Here is a 24,040-nt window from a genome sequence, read left to right as displayed (position 1 = left end):
ATTAATTCAAGGTTAAAGCACCGAGGATTTCTTCTGACATAAATGGTCCGCCAGGATATTTCGCTGTATAATCCAGATTAAGCCAAATTTGATTGCGTTCATCAATATGATAATGCAATTGTTTGCCATAGCTTTCTTTAGCAAAAAGCTTATTTTTAATTAAGAAATTGACTGTTTCTAGGTCGTTCATGCTTCCAATTAAAATTTCAGGATAGATATGACCTTTAGTATGAATTAATCTTGGAGTTCCCCCAATTGCTCTTATACATGCTGCCATTAAGATAGAATGATCGTCACAATCTCCAGATAAGTAATTTAAAGATTCGCTGGCGATGGCAATATAATCGCCATCTTTAGGGTCGCTAACATAATTCCAACGATTATTAATTTCTTTGAAGACAGCAAAACATTGAATAACAACCCTGTAATCTGAAAAGCCTTTTACATCTTTAAAATGTTTGTTGACCGCCATAATTGCAAAATTTCGAACCTTAGGGTTTTGATATTCAATTGCATTAAGAATTTGTGACTTATTAGGAAACGGTAATAACTTTGAAATAATAATATCCTGAGGAAAGGGATTGTCAGACATGGTGTAAACCATTGAGTCATAATCTTCAATGATGCTTTGAAAACCATAATTCCCAGATAATGTACCGTAAGTTAAGACAATTAAATACAGTACTATACAAACAATTATTATGGTTCGAAGTAAACGAAGAATTAACTGAACACTAATTAAAATGAATAGAAACAATAAAACACGATCCAGATTAAAAATCCAGTTTAACTCGATTAAATTTTGATGCGCTATGATAAAGGCAGGTATTGTAATCAATACATTTAAGACAAAAATAATTACATCATCCCAAGGCTTCTTGAACTGAAGTTTTTGTTTTATATCTTGAAAAGAAAGATTTCTAAAGTTTATCATGTGGAGCAAAAAAGGTAAAACTAAAGCGTTTTAACTATTTCATCAAAAGTACCGATTTTATCAATAATTTTAAGTTCTAATAACTGATTTTGAATATTGTTTAACATTTCATTACTCAATTGCTTTTGAGACCAATCGGTTAATGAAAGCCATTCTTGAATATCTTCCCTTTTTTGATGGTACTTTTCAGCTAAAACGGCATCAATATCAGGTGTCGATTTGAAAGAAATTGTTTTTTTATTGATAATGTTTAGAATTTGTTTAATGATTTCGGGATTATTTTCCAAGACCTCATTTCTAACCGCAATTACAAAACATGGCCAAGGAGTAGGGCAGTCGGCAATTCTTCTAAAAATTCCCTTGTCAACCAATGGTTTTGTCATAAAACGTTCCCACATAAAATAATCGGCTGTACCCTCAGTCAAAGCACCTACAGCTCCATCAATAGTATTTACAATTTCGAATTGAAGATTATCAGTTTTCCAATTCTGATTGTTAGCATTTACGTAAGCCATTAGCTGCGAACCTGAGCCTAATCGAGAAATAGCGGCTTTGGTATTTTCTAAATCGCCAAGTGTTTTGAATTTTGATTGTGCGCCAACATGAATTCCCCAAATCAAAGGGGAATCAACATAAACCTGAACTATTTTAGACGGATTTCCTCCCACAATATCTTTTACAATTCCTTCTGAAAGAATCACCGCAATATCAGTCTCTCCATTGCGTAACATTTGGCACATTTTTCCAGTTCCCTCTGGAACATCTGTCCATTGTAAATCGATATTTTGACTTTCGAATTCTTTATTTTCAATGGCTAAATGCCAAGGTAAATTAAAATGTTCCGGAACTCCAGCTATTTTTAATTGTTTCATGATGTTTATTTTTTAAGAATACTGATAAGAGAAGTTTAACTAATTAAATTCTTTTAAATCATTGTTTTTTTGTGATAATTATTAAACTAACTTTTCTAATGTATAACGAATCAGAATATCAATAGTTTCATAAGGTTTGTTGCTAAAAGTACCATTGGCACGATTGGCAATAATAGCATTCAAAGAAATAGCCCGATGGCCTAAAAGCGCTGCCAATCCATAAATAGCTGCTGTTTCCATTTCAAGATTGGTAATTTGCATTCCATTATATTCAAATTGATCCATTTTTCGATTTAAATCATTATCCTGAATAGCTAAACGTAAAATTCTTCCTTGAGGGCCATAAAATCCTCCTGCTGTTGCTGTAAAACCTTTATGAATTTCATTAGAATTAAATTTATTTTCTAAAACTTCACTGGAGCGAATCACATAGGGCTTTCCTTTGTTTAAATCCCAATTGGTTTGCTGAATAAAAGCATCTTCAATTTCTTGATTAGAAACCGAATCGATACAATAGGAGCGAAGCATATTGTCTAAACCAATTGCATATTTACTCATTACAACGCTATCAGCAGGAATATTGGATTGTAATGATCCCGAAGTTCCAATTCGAATAATATTTAAAGAGGTTAATTGGTCTTTTATTTTTCGGGTTTCAAAATCAATATTGACTAAGGCATCCAGTTCGTTTAAAACAATATCAATATTATCCGGTCCAATACCCGTAGAAATAACGGTGATTCTTTTTCCTTTATAAAGACCGGTTTGGGTTTTAAATTCTCTTTTTTGAGTACTAAATTCAACCGAATCAAATAAGGCAGTTATTTTTTCAACTCGGTCTTGATCACCAACAAATATGATGTCTTTAGCAATATTTTCGGGCTTTAGATTAAGATGGTAAATGCTGTCATCTGGATTTAAAATCAGTTCTGATGCTTGTATCATTTTTTTTTATTTAACCGCAAAGAGCACAAAGTTTTCCGCAAAGTTTACAAGTTTTGTTGAGAATTGAAGGCTGTTTTCTGCCTGATGCTTTCTGAAAACTGATTTATCCTCCCACACGTTTGGTTTTAAAACCTTTTTCTTGTAAAATATTCATGATTTTATCACGATAATCTCCTTGAATGATAATAGCTCCGTCCTTAAAACTTCCTCCAACACTCAGTTTTGTTTTAATTTCTTTAGCCAATATTTTAAAATCTTCATCATCTCCTTCGTAGCCTTCAATAATTGTTGTAGGTTTTCCTTTTCGCTTTTCAAATTTACAAATCATCGGTTCTTTTTGAACAAATAATTCATGAGTTGTTTCCTCAATTTCTTCAGCTTCGTTGCTTGGAACGTGGTCTGGGAATAAGTTTTTTAATTGTTCTTGTAAGTCCATAAATTTTTATGCTAAAAATAAACTCCGATTTTTTTAAATTCCAAAATTGAATTATTGGAATTTGGAATTTTATCCCGAAATCTTGGGATTGGAATTTATTTGTGTTATTTTTTTATCAATCCTAAATCCACTAATCTTTCGTAAAGAAAATCTCCAGCAGTAATATCTTCAAATTGTTTTGGATTTTCATTATCGATACATTTCTCTAAACAATTCAAAGGCATATCACTTACAGGATGCATAAAAAACGGAATAGAATATCTAGAAGTTCCCCATAATTCCCTTGGAGGATTCACTACTTGATGTATAGTCGATTTTAATTTATTATTAGTGTGTCTGGAAAGCATATCACCTACGTTGATGACTAATTGATCCTCATCGGCAATGGCATCAATCCATTCTCCATTGTGATTTTGAACCTGTAGTCCTCGACCTTGTGCTCCCATTAAAAGAGTAATTAGGTTAATATCACCATGCGCTGCAGCGCGAATCGCATTTTCAGGTTCTGAAGTAATAGGTGGGTAGTGAATAGGCCTTAAAATAGAATTACCTTCTTTGACATAGTCGTCGAAATAGAATTCGTCCAAACCTAAATGTAAAGCTAAAGCTCTTAAAACATAGATTCCTGTTTTCTCTAACATTTGATACGCTTCTTTTCCTACTGAGTTAAAACGAGGTAATTCATCTACAATAACATTAGGAGGGTATTCTGAAGTGTATTTTGAATTTTGGCCTACATATTGCCCAAAATGCCAAAACTCCTTTAAATCGCCTTCTTTACGTCCTTTGGCGTGCTCTTTTCCAAATGAAACATATCCTCTTTGTCCTCCGATGCCTGGAATCTCATAATTTCTTTTAGTTTCTACTGGTAAATTAAAGAAAGCCCTGATTTCACTATATAATTCTTGAACTAAATTTTGATCTAAAAAATGTCCTTTTAAGGCAACGAAGCCAATATCTTCAAATGCACTTCCAATTTCATTAACGAATTTTTCTTTTCGGATAGGATCGTTTGAAAGGAAATCGCTCAAATCAACACTAGGGATGTTTTGCATGGAGTAATTATTTTTAACAGATTTGAAACTGATTTTATCTTTGATTTACAAATGTATTTAATAATTATTTTAATTAAAATTATAAAAACTAAAATTGACGAAAGTTTAGAGCAAAAAAAAACGCTTCAATTGCTTGAAACGTTTTAGTGGGAAGAGCAGGATTCGAACCTGCGAAGGTTTCCCAACGGATTTACAGTCCGTCCTCGTTGGCCGCTTGAGTATCTTCCCGATACCTAGTGGTTAAACACTTATTTTTTGTAAGCGGTTGCAAAGATAGAAACACTTTTGACGTGTGCAAACTATTTTTTAAAGAACTGAATTTATTAATAAAAAAACGCTTCAATTGCTTGAAGCGTTTTTGGTGGGAAGAGCAGGATTCGAACCTGCGAAGGTTTCCCAACGGATTTACAGTCCGTCCTCGTTGGCCGCTTGAGTATCTTCCCCGACCATTGTCTTACTTGTTGTAAGCGGTTGCAAATATAGGAACACTTTTGACGTTTGCAAACATTTTCAGCGCTTAATTTTAAACTTTTTTTAATCTTTTTTAAAGTGTTGGTCTTTAGTAAAATAAAAAATCTCCCTAGCGGAGATTTTTTATTTCTTTTCTTTAAAAAGAGCTTATTTAGCTAAAAGTTCTTTGATTTTTGCTTTTAATTCTTCACCTCTTAAGTCACGAGCGATAACTTTTCCAGAGGCATCTAAAATAAAAGTAGCTGGTATTGCATCAACTTTATATTGTGCCGCTATTGGATCTTCCCATCCTTTTAAATTAGAGAACGTGTGTCCAAGTCAAATTATCTTTTGCAATTGCCTCTTTCCATTTGTTTTTATCTTGATCCAATGAAACACCTATTATATTAAGTCCTTTTGAATGAAACTCTTTATAAATAGCTACTACATTTGGATTTTCTTTTCTGCAAGGTCCACACCAAGAAGCCCAAAAGTCTACAATTGTAACCTTTCCTAGGCTTTCTTTTAAAGAAATTACTTTCCCTTCAGGATTAGGTGCAGAAAAATCTGTTCTTCATTTAGCACTTGGCGCTGCTGGTGCACCTGGGATTCCTGTTTTAGCAGTAGTCAATCTTTCTTTGATTAACTTTCCAGGTTTTGTGTTTTTTAAATCATCTTCAAAACTATTGTAGATTTTTTCAACTTTTTTAATATCAACAGTTGGATCTCCAAGCATACTTTGAACAATTAAAGCACTGATAAGTGATTTTGGGTGTGTTTCAGAGTAAGAAATGTATTTTTCTTTTGATTTATCACCTACTTCTTGTTGTAATTTTTGGTATTCAGCCATTAAACTATTGATTGTAGCAGTATCTTTAGTTTGTTGTGCTTGATTCATTTTAAGTGTGTTCACTTTTTGGAAATCCATTAATTTCTTTTGAACCACTTTCATTTCTTCGTTAAATTTCACATACTCATCATTGTTATAAGTACCAGAAATCTTAGTGTTTTGAATACTATCTTTGTTGATTTCGATATTGATTTCTCCTGATTCAAGGATAAAAGGAATTGGTTGATTAGCAGCTTCTAATTGAAGTACGTGGAAAGAAGGCTCAGTTACTTTTCCTTTGATTTCAAATTTTCCGTTTTCAACTTTTACAGTATCAAGGTTTATTAAACCACCCATTCCACTTGGATCTTGTGTTTGAAGAATGATTGTTTTTCCGTTTTCGATTCCTTTAGCAGTACCTGTGATAATGTACTCATCTTTACCAACTTTACTACAAGAAACTAGTACAGCAGAGGCAGAAAGAAATAAAAATAATTTTTTCATTATTAATTAGTTAAATTAGTTAAGTCTGCAAAAGTATTTAAATTTATAAAATAGCAATAATTTAAATCGCTAAATTTTTGTTATAATTACTATTATTTATATATAGTTATGAATAAATTTAAGGAATGATTAAATCAATATCAATAGTGTAATTTTCTATTCTTAATTAATAAGTATCTTTGTTCTTATTTCGTTTATAAATAGGATTAGATAATGGGTTTTAAAAGACTGTTAAGTGAAAAAGCATTGATAAAAGATGCTACAATTAATAAGGTTCAATATGATAAGGAGTGGTTTTTTAAACTAGATGATATCGCTTTTTATCTAAAAGAAGATTTATCGGAAGTAGAATTCATTTATCTTCCAATTTTAATTGATGGAGTAGAAGAGTATGTTAAGTGTTGTACTTTTGAAGATATTATGAGAGCGAGAAAGGAATTACTATAAAAAAAGAGGAACTACCTCCTCATTTTTTATCTATTATTAAGCCTGGCTTTTTCTCTAATAATATCACTTATTTTACGATTCTCGATTTTGCTTTCTAACCATGAAATAATGTCAAGGTATAAAAAAGCTCTTTTTTCATAAGTGTTATTTTCTAATTCGATAAAGCGTTCTTTCATCTTAATGAATTCTTTTTTGATATCACTTGGATAAATAGAATTCAAATTTTTCAAGAAACGAATGATTTCTTTTTGGACTTCATGCAAATCATTCATTTTAATCAAAAACTTATAAGTATTTTTTAATTGTGTTTCTAAATAATAATCTTTTCCTAATTCATAATGAGCAATTAAGCATAAAATACGAGCAAAACACATTAAATCTTCGCGCATGCTTAAATTCTTATTGTTGATTATTTTTTCTAGGTAAAAAATCGATTCGTTGTATTTTTCAATCCCAAAATAGATGCTAGCAAACTTGTAGAAGAACAACATTTCATGATGTTCGTCTAGGTGTTCATTATGGATTTTTAATTTATTTAGTACTTCTGGTATTAAATATTCACTTTCAGCAAATGAACCTTCCATAATATGGTAGTTCAATTTGTTGTTATATACATATAAAAAAGACAAAGAGGCAATATTATCGTTAGTTGGAAAACGAGAATCATTTATAGTTTGCTCTAATTTCGCTAACGAATCTTTAAATTTAGTCTGGTATTTCAGCATAAATAAAGATTCCAATAAATAATGATTTCCTTTTAAGAAAAATACAGGATTTAGAAAAATCATATTTGGGTTATCATAAAAAAGGGTAACCCATTTTGATGCAAATTTGTAACTAGCTAAAAAATCTTGAACTAAAAAACTTCTCCAAAGATTAGCATTATAAAACCAATATTTTTCTCGAAATCCAAATTTGCTCTCGTCTAATTTTGATATATGCTTATTGAAATAATCGTCAATGTATTTGTGTTCTTCATCGCTTTTAACATAACCAGTCTTAAGCATGATGCCATATAATTGGAGTGATAAATTTGATAATTTACTGGAAATCGTATTTTGATAATTAATTTCTTTGGCTTGTATGACTAATTCATCGGCTCTTCCTTGAATGCTTCGCGTGATGTATTGAGATTCAATTAATTTTTCAAATTCAACTATCTCATAGGCCATTAGTTTTTCATCGTTTTCAATTGCTTGAGTTTTAGTTTTATCTAATATTTTTAAGCTTTGCTTGTATAAACCTTTGTTATATAAAATGGTTGCAAAATCAATTTGTTCTCTTAATTGGTAACGAATATTTTGACTAGGAATATTAAGACGAATACTCACTAAAATCTGCTTATATAAATATGATTTTAAGTTAGATAATTGGACTTTTTTTATACTACCACTTTTGAGTATTAATTTTTCATCATAATGATCTGATTTATCTAAGATATTAAATAACTCAATAAATTTTGTATTCGAACTAGTCTCTAAACGACTAGCAAAAATCTTAAATTGTCTTTTTTCAGATTTAGATAAGGACTTTATTAGAACGAATAAAAAATCTTTTTGATGGTTAGCCATTGTAAAATATAAGGATTTAAGTAATTGATTGTCAAATGTTTAAATCATCTTTAATAAACTTATAAACAGTATATTCAATTAAATTGGATTTTCTATCCAAAGTAAAGAATATATTTTTGTTATCAAGATGTGAAATTACATTAAATAAATTAAAATGAATAGAGAGAAAGTCCAAATTTTTGATACCACTTTGCGAGACGGGGAACAAGTTCCAGGATGTAAATTAGATACCAAACAAAAACTTGTTATAGCAGAACGCTTAGACAATATGGGGGTTGATATTATTGAAGCTGGTTTTCCTGTTTCAAGTCCTGGTGATTTTTTATCTGTTACTGAAATCAGTAAAATTGTTAAAAATGCTTCCGTTTGTGGTCTTACTAGAGCTGTAAAAAATGATATCGATGTTGCTGCTCAAGCATTAAAACATGCTAAAAAACCTCGTATTCATACAGGAATTGGAACTTCTGATTCACATATTATTCACAAATTAAATACTACAAGAGAAGATATAATCGCTAGAGCAAAAGCTGCTGTTGCGCACGCAAAGTCGTACGTAGAAGATGTAGAGTTTTATGCTGAAGATGCGGGTAGAACGGATAATGCCTTTTTAGCACAAGTATGTGAAGAGGTTATAAAATCAGGGGCTACAGTACTTAATATTCCTGATACTACAGGTTATTGCTTGCCATCAGAATATGGTGAGAAAATTAAATACCTTAAAGAAAATGTAAAAGGAATTGAAAATGTTACTATTTCTTGTCACTGTCATAACGATTTAGGAATGGCAACAGCTAACTCAATTGCTGGAGCTATAAATGGCGCAAGACAAATTGAATGTACTATTAATGGTATTGGTGAAAGAGCTGGAAATACAGCACTTGAGGAAGTGGTAATGATTTTCAAGCAACATCCAGATTTGAATTTATATACTGATGTTGTTACCAAGCAATTAAACGAAATGAGCCGTTTGGTTTCGGAGAGTATGGGTATGATGGTGCAGCCTAATAAAGCTATTGTAGGAGCAAATGCTTTTGCTCATAGTTCAGGTATTCATCAAGACGGAGTAATTAAAAACAGAGCAACCTATGAAATCATTGATCCTGCTGATGTAGGTGTTAATGAATCTTCAATAGTACTTACTGCAAGAAGCGGTAGAGCAGCTTTAGCTTATCGTGCAAAAAAAGTAGGCTATGAGTTGACTAAAACGCAATTAGATGTGGTTTATGTAGAGTTTTTAAAATTTGCTGATGTTAAGAAAGAAATTTTAGATGACGATATCCATTTAATTATTGCAGCTTCTAAAATTGAAGGAGATTTAATTAAACGATAATAGCTCAAACATCCTAAGTAAATGGTTAATTTTACAGCATATTATTAAAAGATAAGATTATGAACTTAAAAATAGCTGTATTGTCTGGAGATGGAATTGGTCCTGAAGTAATTTTACAGGCCAAAAAGGCTTTGTATGCAGTAGGAGTAGTTTATGAACATGATTTTATTTTTGAGGATGCTCTTATTGGTGCAGTCGCTATAGATAAAACAGGTTCAGCATTACCAGAACAAACGCTGAATTTATGTTTAAATACAGATGCTGTTTTATTAGGTGCTATTGGTGATCCAAAATACGATTCTGAAAGTGATACTAAAAATAGTCCTGAGCAAGGTTTGTTGAAGTTTCGAAAAGAATTAGGATTATTTGCTAATATCAGACCTTTAAAACCTTTTAAAGGTTTATTAGATGTTTCTCCTCTTAAACGAGAAATTGTTGAAGGAGTCGATTTTGTGATTTTTAGAGAACTAACAGCTGGAATCTATTTTGGTGAGAAAAAACTAAATGAGGAAGGTACAATTGCATCTGATCTTTGTGAATATACTGAAGATGAAATAACGAAAATTACTCATTTAGCATTTCAGTCGGCGCAAAAGAGAAGAAAGAAATTAACCTTGGTAGATATGGCTAATGTCCTAGAAACTTCTAGATTATGGAGAAAAGTTGTTAAAGCAATTAGTGTACAATATCCAGAAGTATCTCTTGATTTTCTTTTTGCAGACAATGCAGCAAAGCAAATTATTTCAAATCCAAAACAATTTGATGTTGTATTGACCGGTAATTTATTTGGCGATATTTTATCTGATGAAGCAAGTGTAATTACAGGTTCAATAGGTGTTTTAGCCTCAACATCATTAGGAGAAAACAATGTTTTATTTGAGCCAATTCATGGTTCTTATCCTCATGCAAAGGGTAGAAATATTGCAAATCCGTTTGGATCTATTCTTTCAGCAGCAATGTTGTTAGAACATTTTGGGTTGTTTGAAGAAGCAAAAAAAGTTTATGAAGGCGTAGAGAAAGCTATAGAGTTTAATGTTGTTACTATCGATTTGAATCCAGATTCAAAATTCGGAACCAATGAAGTAGGAGAATTTGTATCTAATTTTATTTTAAATAAAGACGATCTGATGTATTTTAATAATGATAATGTGCATTTAGGTCAATCAACAATAGTTTAATAAAGAAAATGATAAAAAATTGATATTATTGATAAGAAATTCTTAAAATTTTATTTTTTATTTTTTTAACATAAAGATTTTTATACTTTTGTGTTATCAAAAAAGAAAAAGTGAAAAATTCAATTATTTTAGTTTCTGTCATTAATGTCATTGTTGTAACAACAAGTGCATAAGGGACGCTATTAATATAATTGAAAAAAAATATTAAATAACTCCCATAATTTGGGAGTTTTTTTTTGGTTTTAGATCAATAAATTTAAAAAGTTCAGATGGAATTAAATAAGTATAGTAAAACAATCACACAAGATCAAACACAGCCGGCAGCTCAAGCGATGTTATACGGAATTGGTTTGACCGAAGAGGATTTGAAAAAAGCCCAAGTAGGTATAGTTAGTATGGGTTACGAAGGTAACACTTGTAACATGCATTTGAATGATCTTGCAAAAGAAGTTAAGCAAGGTGTTTGGGATGCCGACTTAGTGGGATTGATATTCAATACTATTGGTGTAAGTGATGGCATTTCTAATGGTACTGATGGAATGCGTTTTTCGTTAGTTTCTCGTGATGTTATTGCTGATTCGATAGAAACAGTAATGGGAGCACAATGGTATGACAGTATGATTGCGATTCCTGGATGTGATAAAAATATGCCTGGAGCAGTAATGGCAATGGGAAGAGTAAATCGTCCAGCTATTATGGTTTATGGAGGAACGATACACTCTGGAAAATGGAAAGGTGAATCTTTAAATATTGTTTCGGCATTTGAAGCTTTAGGTAAAAAACTAAACAATACCATTACTCCAGAAGATTTTAAAGGTGTAATTCAAAATTCTTGTCCAGGAGCTGGAGCTTGTGGAGGAATGTATACTGCTAATACTATGGCTTCGGCTATTGAAGCTTTAGGGATGAGCTTACCTTATAGTTCATCTAATCCAGCATTAAGTCCGGAAAAAAGACAAGAGTGTGCAGCTGCTGGTAAAGCTATTCGAATTTTATTAGAAAAAGACATAAAGCCGAGAGATATTATGACTCGTAAGGCTTTTGAAAATGCAATTACGATAGTTGCTGTTCTAGGTGGTTCAACCAATGCCGTAATGCATTTAATAGCAATGGCTCATTCGGTTGATGTAGAAATTACATTAGATGATTTTCAAGCAATCAATGATCGAACACCAGTACTTGCCGACTTAAAACCAAGTGGAAAATACATGATGGAAGACCTACATGCAGTAGGAGGGGTTCCAGCTGTTATGAAATATTTATTGAAAGAAGGATATCTTCACGGTGATTGTTTAACTGTTACAGGAAAAACATTAGCTGAAAACTTAGAATCTGTTCCTGATTTGCAAGATGGTCAAGAGGTGATTTATGAAATTCATAAGGCTTTGAAACCTACGGGAAACATTCAGGTTCTTTACGGAAATCTAGCTTCAGAAGGTTGTGTGGCAAAAATTAGTGGAAAAGAAGGTGAATTTTTTGAAGGAACTGCAGTTGTTTTTGAAAGTGAATTTGAAGTGATTCCTGGAATTGCTAAAGGGATGGTAAAACCGGGTAATGTAGTCGTCATCAGGTATTGTGGACCAAAAGGTGGTCCAGGGATGCCAGAAATGCTAAAGCCAACTTCAGCGATTATTGGTGCTGGATTAGGAAATAGTGTTGCTCTAATTACAGATGGTAGATTCTCTGGAGGTTCACATGGTTTCGTGGTTGGTCACGTTACACCAGAGGCATATGAAGGAGGAGCGATTGCTTTAGTTGAAAATGGGGATGTAATTACAATTGATGCCGTAAAAAACACAATTGATTTAAAAATTTCAGAAGAAGAATTTGCTAAACGAAAAGCAAATTGGGTTCAACCACCATTAAAAGCCTCAAAAGGAGTTTTATATAAATACGCTAAAACTGTTTCAAGCGCTTCAAAGGGTTGTGTAACAGATAAACAATAGATGATTTTAATTGGCTAAAATTATCAAAAAATAAAAAAATAAAAAAATGAAAATATCAGGAGCAGAAGCAGTTATCAGATGCTTATTAGCTGAAGGAGTAGATTTGGTTTATGGTTATCCAGGAGGTGCTATTATGCCAGTTTATGACGAATTATATAAATTTCAAGATCAATTGCACCATGTATTGGTTCGTCACGAACAAGGTGCAGCTCATGCAGCGCAAGGTTTTGCAAGAGCGACAGGAAAAGTAGGGGTTGCTATCGCAACTTCTGGACCAGGAGCAACAAACTTAGTTACAGGTATTGCAGATGCTCAAATCGATTCCACACCTATGGTATGTATTACAGGGCAAGTTGGAAAACATTTATTAGGATCAGATGCATTTCAAGAAACAGATATTATCGGAATTTCAACTCCAGTAACGAAATGGAATTATCAAATTACTGAGGCTGATGAAATCCCTGAGATTATGGCAAAGGCATTTTATATAGCTCGTTCTGGTCGTCCAGGTCCAGTATTAGTAGATATTACTAAAAATGCTCAATTTGATACTTTAGATTTTAGTTATAAAAAATGCACTGATATCAGAAGTTACCATCCAAAACCAGTTTTAAAATTAGATAAGGTTAAGGAAGCAGCTAATTTGATTAATAACGCTAAAAAACCAATGATTGTTTTTGGTCAGGGTGTAATTTTAAGTAAGGCTGAAGAAGAATTAAAAGCATTAATTGAAAAATCAGGTATTCCAGCTGCTTGGACTATTTTAGGACTTTCGGCTTTGCCAACAGATCATGAATTAAATGTTGGAATGGTTGGAATGCATGGTAATTACGGTCCAAATATTTTGACTAACGAATGCGATGTTTTAATTGCATTAGGAATGCGTTTTGATGACCGTGTGACAGGAAATTTAGCTACTTATGCCAAACAAGCTAAGGTTGTACATTTCGAAATAGACTCAGCAGAAATTGACAAAAATGTTAAAACTGATGTTGCTGTTTTAGCCGATTTAAAAGAGGCTTTGACAGCATTATTACCTCTTATTGAGAAAAATTCCCATGAAGAATGGCACAATGAATTCAAAAAGAAATACGAAATTGAATTAGAAGCTGTAATCAACGAAGAGTTAGCTCCAACCAATGGAAAAGGAATTTCGATGGGTGAAACTATTGAAATGATCAATAAACATTCAAACGGAGATGCTATTATGGTTTCTGATGTAGGTCAGCACCAAATGTTTACTTGTCGTTATGCAAAATTCAATCAAACGAAAAGTAATGTAACTTCGGGTGGATTAGGAACAATGGGGTTTGCATTGCCAGCCGCAATTGGTGCTAAAATGGGTAGACCTGACCGCGAAGTAGTAGCGATCATTGGTGATGGTGGTTTCCAAATGAATATTCAAGAATTAGGAACAATTCATCAAACTAAGGTACCAGTAAAAATTGTAGTATTAAACAATGAGTTTTTAGGAATGGTTAGACAATGGCAGGAATTGTTTTTTGATTACAGATATGCATCAACGGTAATGATTAATCCAAATTTCTGTGCTATTGCAGAAGGATATTATATCAAAGCCCGAAAAGTAACTAAAAGAGAAGAATTAGATGAAGCAATTGCAGAAATGTTAGCTTCTAAAGATTCGTATTTCCTTGAAGTTATGGTTGAGAAAGAAAACAATGTATTCCCAATGATTCCAACAGGAGCTTCGGTTTCTGACATCCGATTAAGTTAATATTATGGAAGCAAATAAAACATTTACTATTTCTGTTTACACAGAAAATAACGTTGGCCTTTTAAACAGAATATCAGTTATATTCTTAAAGCGTCACATCAATATATTGAGTTTAAATGTATCAGAATCAGAAATCGAAAACGTTTCTAGATTTGTAATCGTTGTAGATACAACTGAAAAATGGGTACGTAATATTGTAGGTCAAATCGAAAAACAAATCGAAGTTATCAAAGCTTTTTATCATGTTGACGAAGAAACTATTTTCTTAGAAAGTGCTTTGTTTAAAATAGCTTCAAACTTATTATTTGACGAAAGACAAATTCAAAACATCATTAAAGAAAGTCATGCTGAAATTGTGACGGTATCAAGAGACTTTTTTGTGATATCAAAATTCGGAAGACGTCCAGAAATAGAAGAAATGTATGCTAAATTAAAACCATTTGGAATCATGCAATTTGTTCGCTCTGGAAGAATTTCAGTTTCCAAAGAAAAAATGGAAGTAACAAGTTTATTATTAGAAGAATTAAAATCATAAATTAAATATTAAAAAATGGCAAATTATTTCAATTCATTACCACTTAGATTACAATTAGAACAATTAGGCGTTTGCGAATTCATGGATCAATCTGAATTTGCTAATGGAATCGAAGCTTTAAAAGGTAAAAAAGTAGTTATCGTTGGTTGTGGTGCTCAAGGTTTAAATCAAGGTTTAAACATGAGAGATTCAGGTTTAGATATTTCTTATGCTTTACGTGCTGAAGCTATTGCTCAAAAAAGAGCTTCATTCATGAACGCTGCAGATAATGGTTTTAATGTGGGAACTTATGAAGAATTAATTCCAACTGCTGATTTAGTATGTAATCTTACTCCAGATAAGCAACATACAGCTGTAGTTACTGCTATTATGCCATTAATGAAACAAGGTGCTACATTAGCGTACTCTCATGGATTTAATATCGTTGAAGAAGGAATGCAAATTCGTAAAGACTTAACGGTTATTATGTGTGCTCCTAAATGTCCAGGTTCTGAAGTGCGTGAAGAGTACAAAAGAGGATTTGGTGTACCAACACTTATCGCTGTTCACCCTGAAAATGATCCAAACGGAGTAGGTTTAGATCAAGCTAAAGCTTATGCGGTAGCAACAGGAGGTCACAGAGCAGGAGTTTTACGTTCTTCTTTCGTAGCTGAAGTAAAATCAGATTTAATGGGAGAGCAAACAATACTTTGTGGTTTATTACAAACAGGTTCTATCTTGTGTTTTGACAAAATGGTAGCTGAAGGAATTGAGCCAGGATATGCTTCAAAATTAATCCAATACGGATGGGAAACTATCACTGAAGCTTTGAAACACGGAGGTATCACTAATATGATGGATAGATTGTCTAATCCAGCTAAAATCGCTGCGTTCAATGTTTCTGAAGAATTAAAAGATATCATGCGTCCATTATTCCAAAAGCATATGGATGATATTATTTCTGGTCACTTCTCTAAAACAATGATGGAAGACTGGGCTAATGATGATAAAAACTTATTGACTTGGAGAGCGGCTACAGGAGAAACTAATTTCGAAAAAACGCCTGCAGGTGATTATGAAATTTCTGAACAAGAATATTTTGATAATGGTGTATTAATGGTAGCAATGGTTAAAGCTGGTGTTGAATTAGCTTTCGAAGCAATGACTGATTCTGGTATCATCGAAGAGTCTGCTTATTATGAGTCATTACATGAAACGCCACTTATTGCTAATACTATTGCAAGAAAGAAATTATTCGAAATGAACCGTGTAATTTCTGATACTGCTGAGTACGGATGTTATTTATTTGACCACGCTTGTAAACCATTAATCGCTGATTACGTTAAAAATGCACCATCTAATTTGATTGGACGTCCATTCAATAACGGAAACAACGGTGTTGACAATAAAGAATTAATTGATGTGAATGATATCATCAGAAACCACCCTGTTGAAGAAGTAGGAGCTTGGTTGAGAGAATCTATGACAGCAATGAAAAAAATTGTATAATTACAATTTTTTTAAATTCAAAAGGCGGAGTAAATTTTTACTTCGCCTTTTTTGTTTCATTTTTTTAAACATTGTTGAGTAAATACGAGAATTATAACAAATAAATTTTTTAAATATTAGACCAATTTTATTATAATTTTGGTTATTTTGCAAATTAGTTAGGCAACTATTTCATTATGTTAATTAAATAGTACTGATTAATACTATATTTTTTTTTAAAGAATAGCGATAGATTTAATACATTTATAAAAAATACAAATTGAGAATGAGTTACTACAAAGTCGATAACCTAGAGCAATATTTCAAACATTATAATAAGTCAATTCGTGAACCTAGAAAATTTTGGGGAAAAATCGCTGAAGAAAATTTCACTTGGTATCAACCTTGGGATAAAGTGGTAGAATTTGATATGGCAGAAGCAGAGGTTCAATGGTTTGCCGGTGCTAAATTAAATGTTGTTAAAAATTGTATTGACAGACATCTCAACAAAAGAGGCGATAAAACAGCCATTATTTTTGAACCCAACAATCCAGAAGAAGAAGCAAAACATATTACCTATAATGAGTTACACCAAAGAGTGTGTAAAATGGCTAATGTATTGCGTGAACAAGGAATTAAAAAAGGAGATCGAGTTTGTATCTATCTTCCGATGATTCCTGAACTGGCAGTTTCTATATTAGCTTGTGCACGAATTGGAGCAATACATTCTGTGGTTTTTGCTGGATTTTCTTCTAAAGCTTTAGCTACCAGAATTAACGATAGTGAAAGTAAAATGATAATTACTTCTGATGGTGGTTATCGTGGTAATAAAACAATCGAATTAAAAGAGATTGTTGACGAAGCTCTTGAAAAATGTGAATCAGTAAGTACTGTTTTAGTTGTTAAAAGAACAAACAGTACTGTTAAAATGAAAGAAGGAAGAGATATTTGGTTACAACCATTATTAGATGAAGCTTCTGATAATAGTGTTGCCGAAATTATGGATGCAGAAGATCCTCTTTTTATTCTGTACACTTCAGGGTCTACTGGAAATCCAAAGGGGATGGTTCATACTAATGCAGGTTATATGGTTTTTACAGCCTATACTTTTAAAAATGTATTTGGTTACGAAGAAAATGATATTCACTGGTGTACTGCCGATATTGGTTGGATAACCGGTCATTCTTATATTTTATACGGACCATTATTAAATGGAGCAACAACAGTTATTTATGAAGGTGTGCCTTCTTATCCTGATTATAGTCGTTTTTGGCAAGTAATTGAAAAACATAAAGTTACTCAGTTTTACACGGCACCAACAGCCATTCGCGCATTGGCAAAAGAAAAATTAGAATATGTTCAAAAATTTCCTTTAAAAAGTTTGAAAGTTATTGGTTCTGTTGGTGAGCCAATTAATGAAGAAGCTTGGCACTGGTATAATGATCACGTAGGAGGGAAGAGATGTCCAGTAGTTGATACTTGGTGGCAAACTGAAACCGGAGGAATAATGATTTCACCTTTAGCATTTATTACGCCAACTAAACCAACCTATGCAACTTTTCCTTTACCAGGAATTCAAGCTGTTTTGATGGATGAAAAGCGAAATGAAATCGAAGGTAACCAAGTAGTGGGTAGTTTGTGTATTAAATTCCCTTGGCCAGGTATGGCTAGGACAATTTGGAATGATCACCAGCGTTATAAAGATACTTACTTTTCTAAATATCCTGGTAAATTTTTTACAGGAGACGGCGCTTTACGTGATGAAGTAGGCTATTACCGAATTACAGGTAGAGTAGATGATGTTATTATTGTTTCTGGACATAACTTAGGAACGGCTCCAATCGAAGATGCAATAAATGAGCATCCAGCCGTTGCAGAAAGTGCTGTGGTAGGATTTCCGCATGATGTTAAAGGAAATGCTTTGTATGGTTATGTTATTTTAAAAGAAACAGGTGAAGTTAGAAAAAAAGAGAATTTATTTATTGAAATTAATCAATACATTACGGATCACGTAGGTCCAATTGCTAAATTAGACAAAATTCAATTTGTTTCTGGTTTACCCAAAACGCGTTCTGGAAAAATTATGCGTCGCATTTTGAGAAAAATTGCTGAGGGCAATTTTGCCGACTACGGAGATACAACCACACTATTAAATCCTGAAATTATTGAAGAAATTCAAAGTGAAAGAAAATAAAATAATTTATAAAAAAAAAGCTGCTCTTTTGGAGCAGCTATTTTTATTTTAAACCCAATTTGTTTTTTAATTTTAAAAAAAGTAAGGCTATTTTATAGGCGTTTTCAGTCGCCGAATCGCCTTCTATTTTCTTTATTTTATAAAAATCAGAAAGTTCATCAAGTGATAATTCTTTATCTTCCGTTATTTCATGCAATTTTCTGTGCATGATATCAACATCCAAAGCTTCGTTACGCAATCTACCACAATCCATGCGTTCAAGAGTAGCATTTATTCTCTCTACATCCGATTGAATATCGTGTCCCACAAGTATTCCATTACCCAAATATTCAACAAACGATTTTAAGGCTTCGGGTTCCGATAATTTAAGTAATCTACTTTCAATAATGTATTCGTTTGAAAGATGGTTGTCGTGTAAAAAACGATATTGCAATAAAATAGTTTCAAAACTATCCTTAATCATGATACTATCATTTTCAACTGCAAATGCACTAATAAAAGTAATTACATCTTTCTCAATAGAATCACCGGTTGCCTTTGTTGATAATACAACATAGCGCTTGGATTTTTTGGAGAATTTTGTCAAATATTCTTTCCAGAATTCGGGATATTCTTTATTTATATTTTTTAACCAGTCTAGCATAAATTAAGAGAATTGAGTCAATTGGAACTTATCTTTTATTAATTCTTCCAGTTCTTTCATTGGAATAAGTGCATTTTTTAGTTTTTCTCTATCAATTTTAGACAACTCTTCTAGATTAATATATTGTCCTGAATTTTCATTTTTCAAGCCTTCTAAAGTTCTAATTCGTGTTAAAAACAAATAGGCTTCTGCACAGTTCAAATATATTTCCGAATGTTTAGGATCAGCAATAGCTAATTGCTTGAATCGCATATAGGTATTGTTAATTCCTTTTATATCATAATTTAAAATTAAAAGACGAGCACTATCAATCAGTGGCATTAATGCTCTGGTTTTAATATCAAATTTATCTTTATGAATTCCTTCTTCTTCAACAATAAATTTTTTGAAGAAACTCAGGGCTGAATTTTTTCGTAAAGCTTCATTCCCAAGAAAGTCAAAAAAGAGTGCGTTGTTAGTTGCATTTTCAAAAACAAAATTATTGATTGTTGTTTCAATTTTTTGTTCGCCAATTATCAGTTCGTAATCAAAGAAAACCCCACTAAGTGTTTCTGTGTTTTCTTTTGTAGCATTCATCCAATTATTAAACTGTTTAATCCAGTCGCTCAAGGATTTACACCATAACATATTACTACCCATGTGGCCATGAATACAGGGCTCATAACCAATTTTTTCTAAAGTAGTCGTTGTCTTTTTTCCTAACTTTAAAAAGTAATCTTTGACTTCAATGTATTTGTTTTGCGGTACGTCTTCAAATACTAAAAAGCTATCTTGATCAGTTAATAAAAGCTGTTCTTTTCTTCCTTGACTACCAATACTTATCCATGCATAACGGGCAGGAGGAGAACCTAAATCTAATATAGACAACTCGACTGCACGTTTTAAAATTGCAAAATTAATTTCGCTAGCGATATTTGTAATATGTGTTAATGGAATGTTTTTTTGAATAGATGATTGAATCAAGTTGGTTAGACGTTTTCGTATTTCTTTTAGTTCATTTGAAGATAACGAACGTTTAATTTCTTTGATTAATACACCTGGGTTACTTGCTTGAGCAGCAATTAAATCGTGTTCAGAAATAACTCCTTTTATTGTTGATTTATCGGTACCATCAACAGTTACACACAAATGCGTAACATTGTGTTTTAGCATCAATAATTGAGCTTCTGCCAAAGAAACATTTTCAAGAACAGTAATCACTGGCGACGACATAATATTACTAACCGGAATTGTGATTGGGTATCTTCCTGTAGCAATTTTTGAAGCCAAATCAGCATGAGTAACAATGCCGATAGGACCATTTTTTTCAAAAATAATCACATTATTTTTTAATGATTCAGCCATCATTTGAGCCACTTCTTGAGCGGTATTGTCAGAAGTAGCCAAAAGGGGAGTTGTATTGTATGTTAAAGTTTGAAAAAATTGTGCTTCAGATTGTTTTTCAGCATAAAATCCCCCATCAGAAACAATGTTGCCTTTAGTAGAACGATCATCGGGTAAATTACTAGCGAAATTCTCCAAAAGAAAATTTAATACTTCGGCATTATTTGCCAATAAAGGTTTGAATACAGAAATAGGAATAGCATATACTAAACTTTCTTCTCTCGCTTTTGCAGTTACTTTATAATTGTTTTTAGCAAAAAACGGTCTCAAACCAAAAATACTTCCTTCATGGCATTTATCTATGATATTTTCTTCGGCATCAACAATTACAGAAATAGTAATAACCCCCGAAGCTACTACATAAAAGCTATCGTGCAAAGGGTCATTAGTTTTAAACAAAACTTGTTTTTTTTCTAAACTGACCACACGAATATTGCTAGCAATTTCAGCTAATTCTTCAGAAGTAAGCTGATTAAAAGGGGCGTGTTCTTTTAAAAATTCAGCAATTTGTTCGGCAATTAAATTCATTTGATATAGATAAATTACATTTCAAAATTAGTAAATAAACCATTATGATATTTACATAATTTAGTAAATCTCTTTAATAATTTCGAACTATCTTTCTTTAATTTTTTTATATCTTTTTCATGTTTATTAAACCATATTTCAATTTATATATCATTGGATAATAATTCCATTTATTACATTATAATTAAATATATCTTCGGTAGTTGTGTAAATTTCATACATTTTCTATTTTACATAATATAAATTATAGTTCAAATTAATACATTATTTTATGAGCAAAAAACTAATCGTTGAAAATGTGTTTAGAAATAATAAAACCGATACAGAAATTGTATCGGTTTTATCTAATGTAAATTATTACTTTACAACATCTTCCGTTTTTATTTTTTTATCAGGTCTGATAATCATTCGTAATGAATTGTCTTTTGCAAAATACGAAATCATCCAGTTGTAGAATGTTCTAACTTTATTTCGGTAAGTAATCAAAGAAATTAAGTGAATAAATAACCAAATTAACCAAGCAAAAGTTCCTTTAAAATGCATTTTAGGTTTTGGTAAATCCACCACAGCCTTAGCTTTTCCTATTATTGCCATCGAACCTTTATCTACATATTTGAATGGAACTAATGGTTTTTGATTAATAGCATTTTTAATGTTTTTAGCTAAATTAATCCCTTGTTGAATAGCTACTTGTGCCACTTGTGGATGTCCATGTGGGAAAGCTTCATCATTAAACTGGATACAAGTATCACCAATGGCATAAATATTTGCAGTGCCTTCTATTTTATTGTATGCGTCTGTTTTTAAACGTTTTCCACGACCGTAACATTCTGTTGGAAGTCCTTTAAATTCACGTGCTGTAACTCCTGCCGCCCAAATTAAGTTCTTTGTTTGAATGGTTTCACCATTTGCGAAATATACGGTATCATCAACATAATCTACAACGTTGTTGTTCAGTTTTATAATAACACCTAAATCAGTAATCGCTTTATAAGTATCCTCTTGAGATTCTTTACTCATAGGTGTCAACAATGCAGGCGCACCATCTACCAAATAAATATTACTTGCTGTAGTTTCTAATTCAGGGTATTCCTTTAAAAGAATACTTTTACGCATTTCTGCAAACATTCCAGAAATTTCAACTCCTGTAGGTCCACCTCCAGCGACAACTACGGTTAATAATTTTCTTCGTTTACGAATATCTTTTGTAATTGCTGCTTTTTCTAAATTTTTAAGCAAGGTATTACGCATTACGATGGCATCGTTAAGCGTTTTCATTGGAATAGCATTCTTGCGAACATTTTCCATTCCAAAATAACTCGTCTCTGCTCCAGTTGCAAAAACCAATTTGTCATAATTTAATTCGCCATTGCTTAGAATTACTTTATTCTCAGCAGGAACAACTTCGATTAATTCTCCTAAACGAAATTGAAGGTTCTTTTTGCCAGCAAAGAATTTTCTAAAAGGATAACTAATACTTGATGGTTCTAAATAAGCCGTAGCAACTTGATAAATAAGTGGTGGAAAAAAATTATAATTGTTTTTATCTACCAAAGTTACATGAACTCCGTCCTGATTTAATAGTTCCTTTGCAAGGTTCATTCCAGCAAAACCGCCTCCGATTATTACGATTTCCATAGTTTTAAATTTAAAAAAAAAACATTTTTGAATTAGACCCAAAGATGCCGTACTGTTTTAGTTTCTATTTTTTGTAATTTGTTTTTTAACTGATATTTCTACTGTTTTGCTTTTGTTTTGCAACAAATAGTTGGCTAGTATTTTTTCAACCAATTCCTCTTTCGTTAAATGATGAAAAATGGTTTTGATTTTGTTTTTTAATTCAGCATCAACCTCATGGTTAGGTTTTGTTTTGAAAATTTGTTTCGCCCAAAGCAAAGTATTGTTGTCTTCAATACTTTCAATTGATGGTTTTGCAAATGGTTTGAATTGAATACCTAACTCTCTTTCAAAATCAGCAATTTCAATTTCTTCCTCTGCTTGCAAAATAGTCAATGACAATCCATTTGCTCCTGCTCTAGCCGTTCTTCCACTACGGTGAACATAATTTTCATAGGTATCGGGTAAATGATAATTGACTACATACGTAATTTCTTTGACGTCTATTCCTCTTGCTGCCAAATCGGTAGCGACTAAAATTTTGATATGTCCTTCACGGAATTGTTCCATTATACGGTCACGAATTCCCTGAGTCAAACTTCCATGAATTGCTCCCGAAGAAAATCGGTTGATTGCTAGATTTTTAGCTAGTTTATTAACTGCTGCTTTTGTTTTGCAAAAAATAATACCTCTCTCCCCTTCTCTCGAATTCAAAAAATGCATTAAAACATCTAGCTTTTCTATTGGATCTACAATAATATATTGATGATCAATACTTTGATTTCCAGAAGTTTCCATATTGGCACTTACTTGCACAACATTTTTATGCAAATAATTCTGTATCAACTGTTTTATAGTGCCAGGCATCGTAGCCGAAAACAAAAAAGTTCGGTGTTTTTTAGGCAGTGCAGCCACAATTTCATCCAAACTTTCTTTAAGAATACTAACCATTTCATCTGCTTCATCCAGCACTAAAAATGAAGTTTCTTTTAGGCTTATGGCTTTTCTTTGCAACAAATCAATCAAACGACCAGGAGTAGCCACTACAATATGGGTGGGTTTGCTTAATCGCTCAATTTGTCGTTTTATTGGAATTCCACCACATGTTGCTGCAATTGATATTTCGTCTGAGTATTTTAAAAACGCTTCTAGATTTTTAAAAACCTGATGTCCTAATTCTCTAGTAGGAACTAGAATTACAGCTTGAACATTTGGTTTTGAAGCATCTATTAATTGTAAAATAGGCAAACCAAATGCGGCAGTTTTTCCCGTACCTGTTTTAGCCAAACCAACCAGATCAGTTTCATTTGCCAAGAGCAAAGGAATTACTTGTTCCTGAATAGCTGTTGGCTCTGTAAGATTCAAATCAGTTAAGGATTGAACTAAAGCGGGTGAAATTCCTAATTCTGAGAATTTTTTAGACATTATTTTGTTTTACTAA

At 32.2% G+C, this 24,040-nt stretch carries 20 protein-coding genes and 2 tRNA genes; 8 read left to right on the top strand and 14 right to left on the bottom strand.

The window, feature by feature from the left end; genetic code table 11:
• Nucleotide 1: 1 nt before the first annotated feature.
• The 9 genes from P5P90_RS02595 to P5P90_RS02555 all read right to left on the bottom strand — a co-directional run bounded on the left by P5P90_RS02595 (nt 2) and on the right by P5P90_RS02555 (nt 6,025).
• Nucleotides 2–934 carry a transglutaminase-like domain-containing protein gene (locus P5P90_RS02595; RefSeq protein WP_278035673.1) on the bottom strand — a complete coding sequence of 311 codons (933 nt, stop codon included), beginning with the start codon at nt 932–934 and terminating at the stop codon, nt 2–4.
• A gap of 20 nt (nt 935–954) precedes the next feature.
• On the bottom strand, nt 955–1,806 hold the full coding sequence (locus P5P90_RS02590; RefSeq protein ID WP_278035672.1) for a substrate-binding domain-containing protein: 852 nt from the start codon (nt 1,804–1,806) through the stop codon (nt 955–957).
• A gap of 81 nt (nt 1,807–1,887) precedes the next feature.
• Nucleotides 1,888–2,751, bottom strand: a complete 864-nt coding sequence (locus P5P90_RS02585; RefSeq protein WP_278035671.1) for a nucleoside phosphorylase — start codon at nt 2,749–2,751, stop codon at nt 1,888–1,890.
• 103 nt (nt 2,752–2,854) lie between these two features.
• Complete coding sequence (locus P5P90_RS02580; RefSeq protein ID WP_278035670.1) at nt 2,855–3,187, bottom strand: translation initiation factor; 333 nt, start codon at nt 3,185–3,187, stop codon at nt 2,855–2,857.
• 104 nt (nt 3,188–3,291) lie between these two features.
• Entirely contained in the window at nt 3,292–4,242 is a 951-nt protein-coding gene (locus P5P90_RS02575; RefSeq protein WP_278035669.1) for an isopenicillin N synthase family dioxygenase, read from the bottom strand.
• 147 nt (nt 4,243–4,389) lie between these two features.
• Nucleotides 4,390–4,470: transfer RNA gene (locus tag P5P90_RS02570), tRNA-Tyr, on the bottom strand.
• A gap of 131 nt (nt 4,471–4,601) precedes the next feature.
• Nucleotides 4,602–4,685 (bottom strand) — tRNA-Tyr (locus P5P90_RS02565).
• A gap of 326 nt (nt 4,686–5,011) precedes the next feature.
• Entirely contained in the window at nt 5,012–5,227 is a 216-nt protein-coding gene (locus P5P90_RS02560; RefSeq protein ID WP_278036468.1) for a TlpA family protein disulfide reductase, read from the bottom strand.
• A gap of 39 nt (nt 5,228–5,266) precedes the next feature.
• On the bottom strand, nt 5,267–6,025 hold the full coding sequence (locus P5P90_RS02555; protein WP_278035668.1) for a DUF4369 domain-containing protein: 759 nt from the start codon (nt 6,023–6,025) through the stop codon (nt 5,267–5,269).
• A 213-nt stretch (nt 6,026–6,238) separates the two neighbouring features.
• Between P5P90_RS02555 and P5P90_RS02550 the strand changes: the two genes are divergently transcribed.
• Nucleotides 6,239–6,472, top strand: a complete 234-nt coding sequence (locus P5P90_RS02550; RefSeq protein WP_278035667.1) for a hypothetical protein — start codon at nt 6,239–6,241, stop codon at nt 6,470–6,472.
• Between the two features lie 26 nt (nt 6,473–6,498).
• Here P5P90_RS02550 and P5P90_RS02545 read toward each other — a convergent pair whose 3' ends face one another.
• Nucleotides 6,499–8,043 carry a hypothetical protein gene (locus P5P90_RS02545; protein ID WP_278035666.1) on the bottom strand — a complete coding sequence of 515 codons (1,545 nt, stop codon included), beginning with the start codon at nt 8,041–8,043 and terminating at the stop codon, nt 6,499–6,501.
• A 154-nt stretch (nt 8,044–8,197) separates the two neighbouring features.
• Between P5P90_RS02545 and P5P90_RS02540 the strand changes: the two genes are divergently transcribed.
• The 7 genes from P5P90_RS02540 (at nt 8,198) to acs (ending at nt 18,428) form a co-directional block, all read left to right on the top strand.
• Nucleotides 8,198–9,373: a 2-isopropylmalate synthase gene (locus P5P90_RS02540; protein ID WP_278035665.1), complete on the top strand. Its 1,176-nt coding sequence runs from the start codon at nt 8,198–8,200 to the stop codon at nt 9,371–9,373.
• Between the two features lie 59 nt (nt 9,374–9,432).
• On the top strand, nt 9,433–10,551 hold the full coding sequence (leuB, locus tag P5P90_RS02535; RefSeq protein WP_278035664.1) for a 3-isopropylmalate dehydrogenase: 1,119 nt from the start codon (nt 9,433–9,435) through the stop codon (nt 10,549–10,551).
• 269 nt (nt 10,552–10,820) lie between these two features.
• Entirely contained in the window at nt 10,821–12,497 is a 1,677-nt protein-coding gene (ilvD, locus tag P5P90_RS02530; protein WP_278035663.1) for a dihydroxy-acid dehydratase, read from the top strand.
• 46 nt (nt 12,498–12,543) lie between these two features.
• The gene (ilvB, locus tag P5P90_RS02525) at nt 12,544–14,232 is read left to right on the top strand and encodes a biosynthetic-type acetolactate synthase large subunit (RefSeq protein ID WP_278035662.1); all 1,689 of its coding nucleotides are present in this window, start codon (nt 12,544–12,546) and stop codon (nt 14,230–14,232) included.
• Between the two features lie 4 nt (nt 14,233–14,236).
• A complete protein-coding gene (gene ilvN / locus P5P90_RS02520) occupies nt 14,237–14,767 on the top strand; it encodes an acetolactate synthase small subunit (RefSeq protein WP_278035661.1) in 531 nt (176 codons plus the stop codon).
• 15 nt (nt 14,768–14,782) lie between these two features.
• Nucleotides 14,783–16,255: a ketol-acid reductoisomerase gene (gene ilvC, locus P5P90_RS02515; RefSeq protein ID WP_278035660.1), complete on the top strand. Its 1,473-nt coding sequence runs from the start codon at nt 14,783–14,785 to the stop codon at nt 16,253–16,255.
• 265 nt (nt 16,256–16,520) lie between these two features.
• A complete protein-coding gene (gene acs / locus P5P90_RS02510) occupies nt 16,521–18,428 on the top strand; it encodes an acetate--CoA ligase (RefSeq protein ID WP_278035659.1) in 1,908 nt (635 codons plus the stop codon).
• A gap of 43 nt (nt 18,429–18,471) precedes the next feature.
• Here acs and P5P90_RS02505 read toward each other — a convergent pair whose 3' ends face one another.
• From P5P90_RS02505 to P5P90_RS02490, 4 genes are all read right to left on the bottom strand, one after another.
• On the bottom strand, nt 18,472–19,071 hold the full coding sequence (locus tag P5P90_RS02505; protein WP_278035658.1) for a 3'-5' exonuclease: 600 nt from the start codon (nt 19,069–19,071) through the stop codon (nt 18,472–18,474).
• Between the two features lie 3 nt (nt 19,072–19,074).
• Nucleotides 19,075–20,982 (bottom strand): DUF294 nucleotidyltransferase-like domain-containing protein, encoded by a 1,908-nt coding sequence (locus tag P5P90_RS02500; protein ID WP_278035657.1) that lies wholly within the window; start codon nt 20,980–20,982, stop codon nt 19,075–19,077.
• A gap of 357 nt (nt 20,983–21,339) precedes the next feature.
• A complete protein-coding gene (locus tag P5P90_RS02495; protein ID WP_278035656.1) occupies nt 21,340–22,620 on the bottom strand; it encodes an NAD(P)/FAD-dependent oxidoreductase in 1,281 nt (426 codons plus the stop codon).
• Between the two features lie 57 nt (nt 22,621–22,677).
• Entirely contained in the window at nt 22,678–24,024 is a 1,347-nt protein-coding gene (locus P5P90_RS02490) for a DEAD/DEAH box helicase (protein WP_278035655.1), read from the bottom strand.
• Nucleotides 24,025–24,040: the final 16 nt, after the last annotated feature.

The organism is Flavobacterium nitratireducens, assembly GCF_029625335.1.
Taxonomy (GTDB): domain Bacteria; phylum Bacteroidota; class Bacteroidia; order Flavobacteriales; family Flavobacteriaceae; genus Flavobacterium; species Flavobacterium nitratireducens.
The sequence above is the reverse complement of the archived record's forward strand: the minus strand, read 5'-3'. Positions and strand labels throughout refer to the sequence as shown.

Bases quoted from the DNA above. Each gene is read 5' to 3' on its own strand.
- P5P90_RS02595 (WP_278035673.1), bottom strand. From the start codon at position 934: ATGATAAACTTTAGAAATCTTTCTTTTCAAGATATAAAACAAAAACTT.
- P5P90_RS02590 (WP_278035672.1), bottom strand. From the start codon at position 1,806: ATGAAACAATTAAAAATAGCTGGAGTTCCGGAACATTTTAATTTACCT.
- P5P90_RS02585 (WP_278035671.1), bottom strand. From the start codon at position 2,751: ATGATACAAGCATCAGAACTGATTTTAAATCCAGATGACAGCATTTAC.
- P5P90_RS02580 (WP_278035670.1), bottom strand. From the start codon at position 3,187: ATGGACTTACAAGAACAATTAAAAAACTTATTCCCAGACCACGTTCCA.
- P5P90_RS02575 (WP_278035669.1), bottom strand. From the start codon at position 4,242: ATGCAAAACATCCCTAGTGTTGATTTGAGCGATTTCCTTTCAAACGAT.
- P5P90_RS02555 (WP_278035668.1), bottom strand. From the start codon at position 6,025: ATGAAAAAATTATTTTTATTTCTTTCTGCCTCTGCTGTACTAGTTTCT.
- P5P90_RS02550 (WP_278035667.1), top strand. From the start codon at position 6,239: ATGGGTTTTAAAAGACTGTTAAGTGAAAAAGCATTGATAAAAGATGCT.
- P5P90_RS02545 (WP_278035666.1), bottom strand. From the start codon at position 8,043: ATGGCTAACCATCAAAAAGATTTTTTATTCGTTCTAATAAAGTCCTTA.
- P5P90_RS02540 (WP_278035665.1), top strand. From the start codon at position 8,198: ATGAATAGAGAGAAAGTCCAAATTTTTGATACCACTTTGCGAGACGGG.
- leuB (WP_278035664.1), top strand. From the start codon at position 9,433: ATGAACTTAAAAATAGCTGTATTGTCTGGAGATGGAATTGGTCCTGAA.
- ilvD (WP_278035663.1), top strand. From the start codon at position 10,821: ATGGAATTAAATAAGTATAGTAAAACAATCACACAAGATCAAACACAG.
- ilvB (WP_278035662.1), top strand. From the start codon at position 12,544: ATGAAAATATCAGGAGCAGAAGCAGTTATCAGATGCTTATTAGCTGAA.
- ilvN (WP_278035661.1), top strand. From the start codon at position 14,237: ATGGAAGCAAATAAAACATTTACTATTTCTGTTTACACAGAAAATAAC.
- ilvC (WP_278035660.1), top strand. From the start codon at position 14,783: ATGGCAAATTATTTCAATTCATTACCACTTAGATTACAATTAGAACAA.
- acs (WP_278035659.1), top strand. From the start codon at position 16,521: ATGAGTTACTACAAAGTCGATAACCTAGAGCAATATTTCAAACATTAT.
- P5P90_RS02505 (WP_278035658.1), bottom strand. From the start codon at position 19,071: ATGCTAGACTGGTTAAAAAATATAAATAAAGAATATCCCGAATTCTGG.
- P5P90_RS02500 (WP_278035657.1), bottom strand. From the start codon at position 20,982: ATGAATTTAATTGCCGAACAAATTGCTGAATTTTTAAAAGAACACGCC.
- P5P90_RS02495 (WP_278035656.1), bottom strand. From the start codon at position 22,620: ATGGAAATCGTAATAATCGGAGGCGGTTTTGCTGGAATGAACCTTGCA.
- P5P90_RS02490 (WP_278035655.1), bottom strand. From the start codon at position 24,024: ATGTCTAAAAAATTCTCAGAATTAGGAATTTCACCCGCTTTAGTTCAA.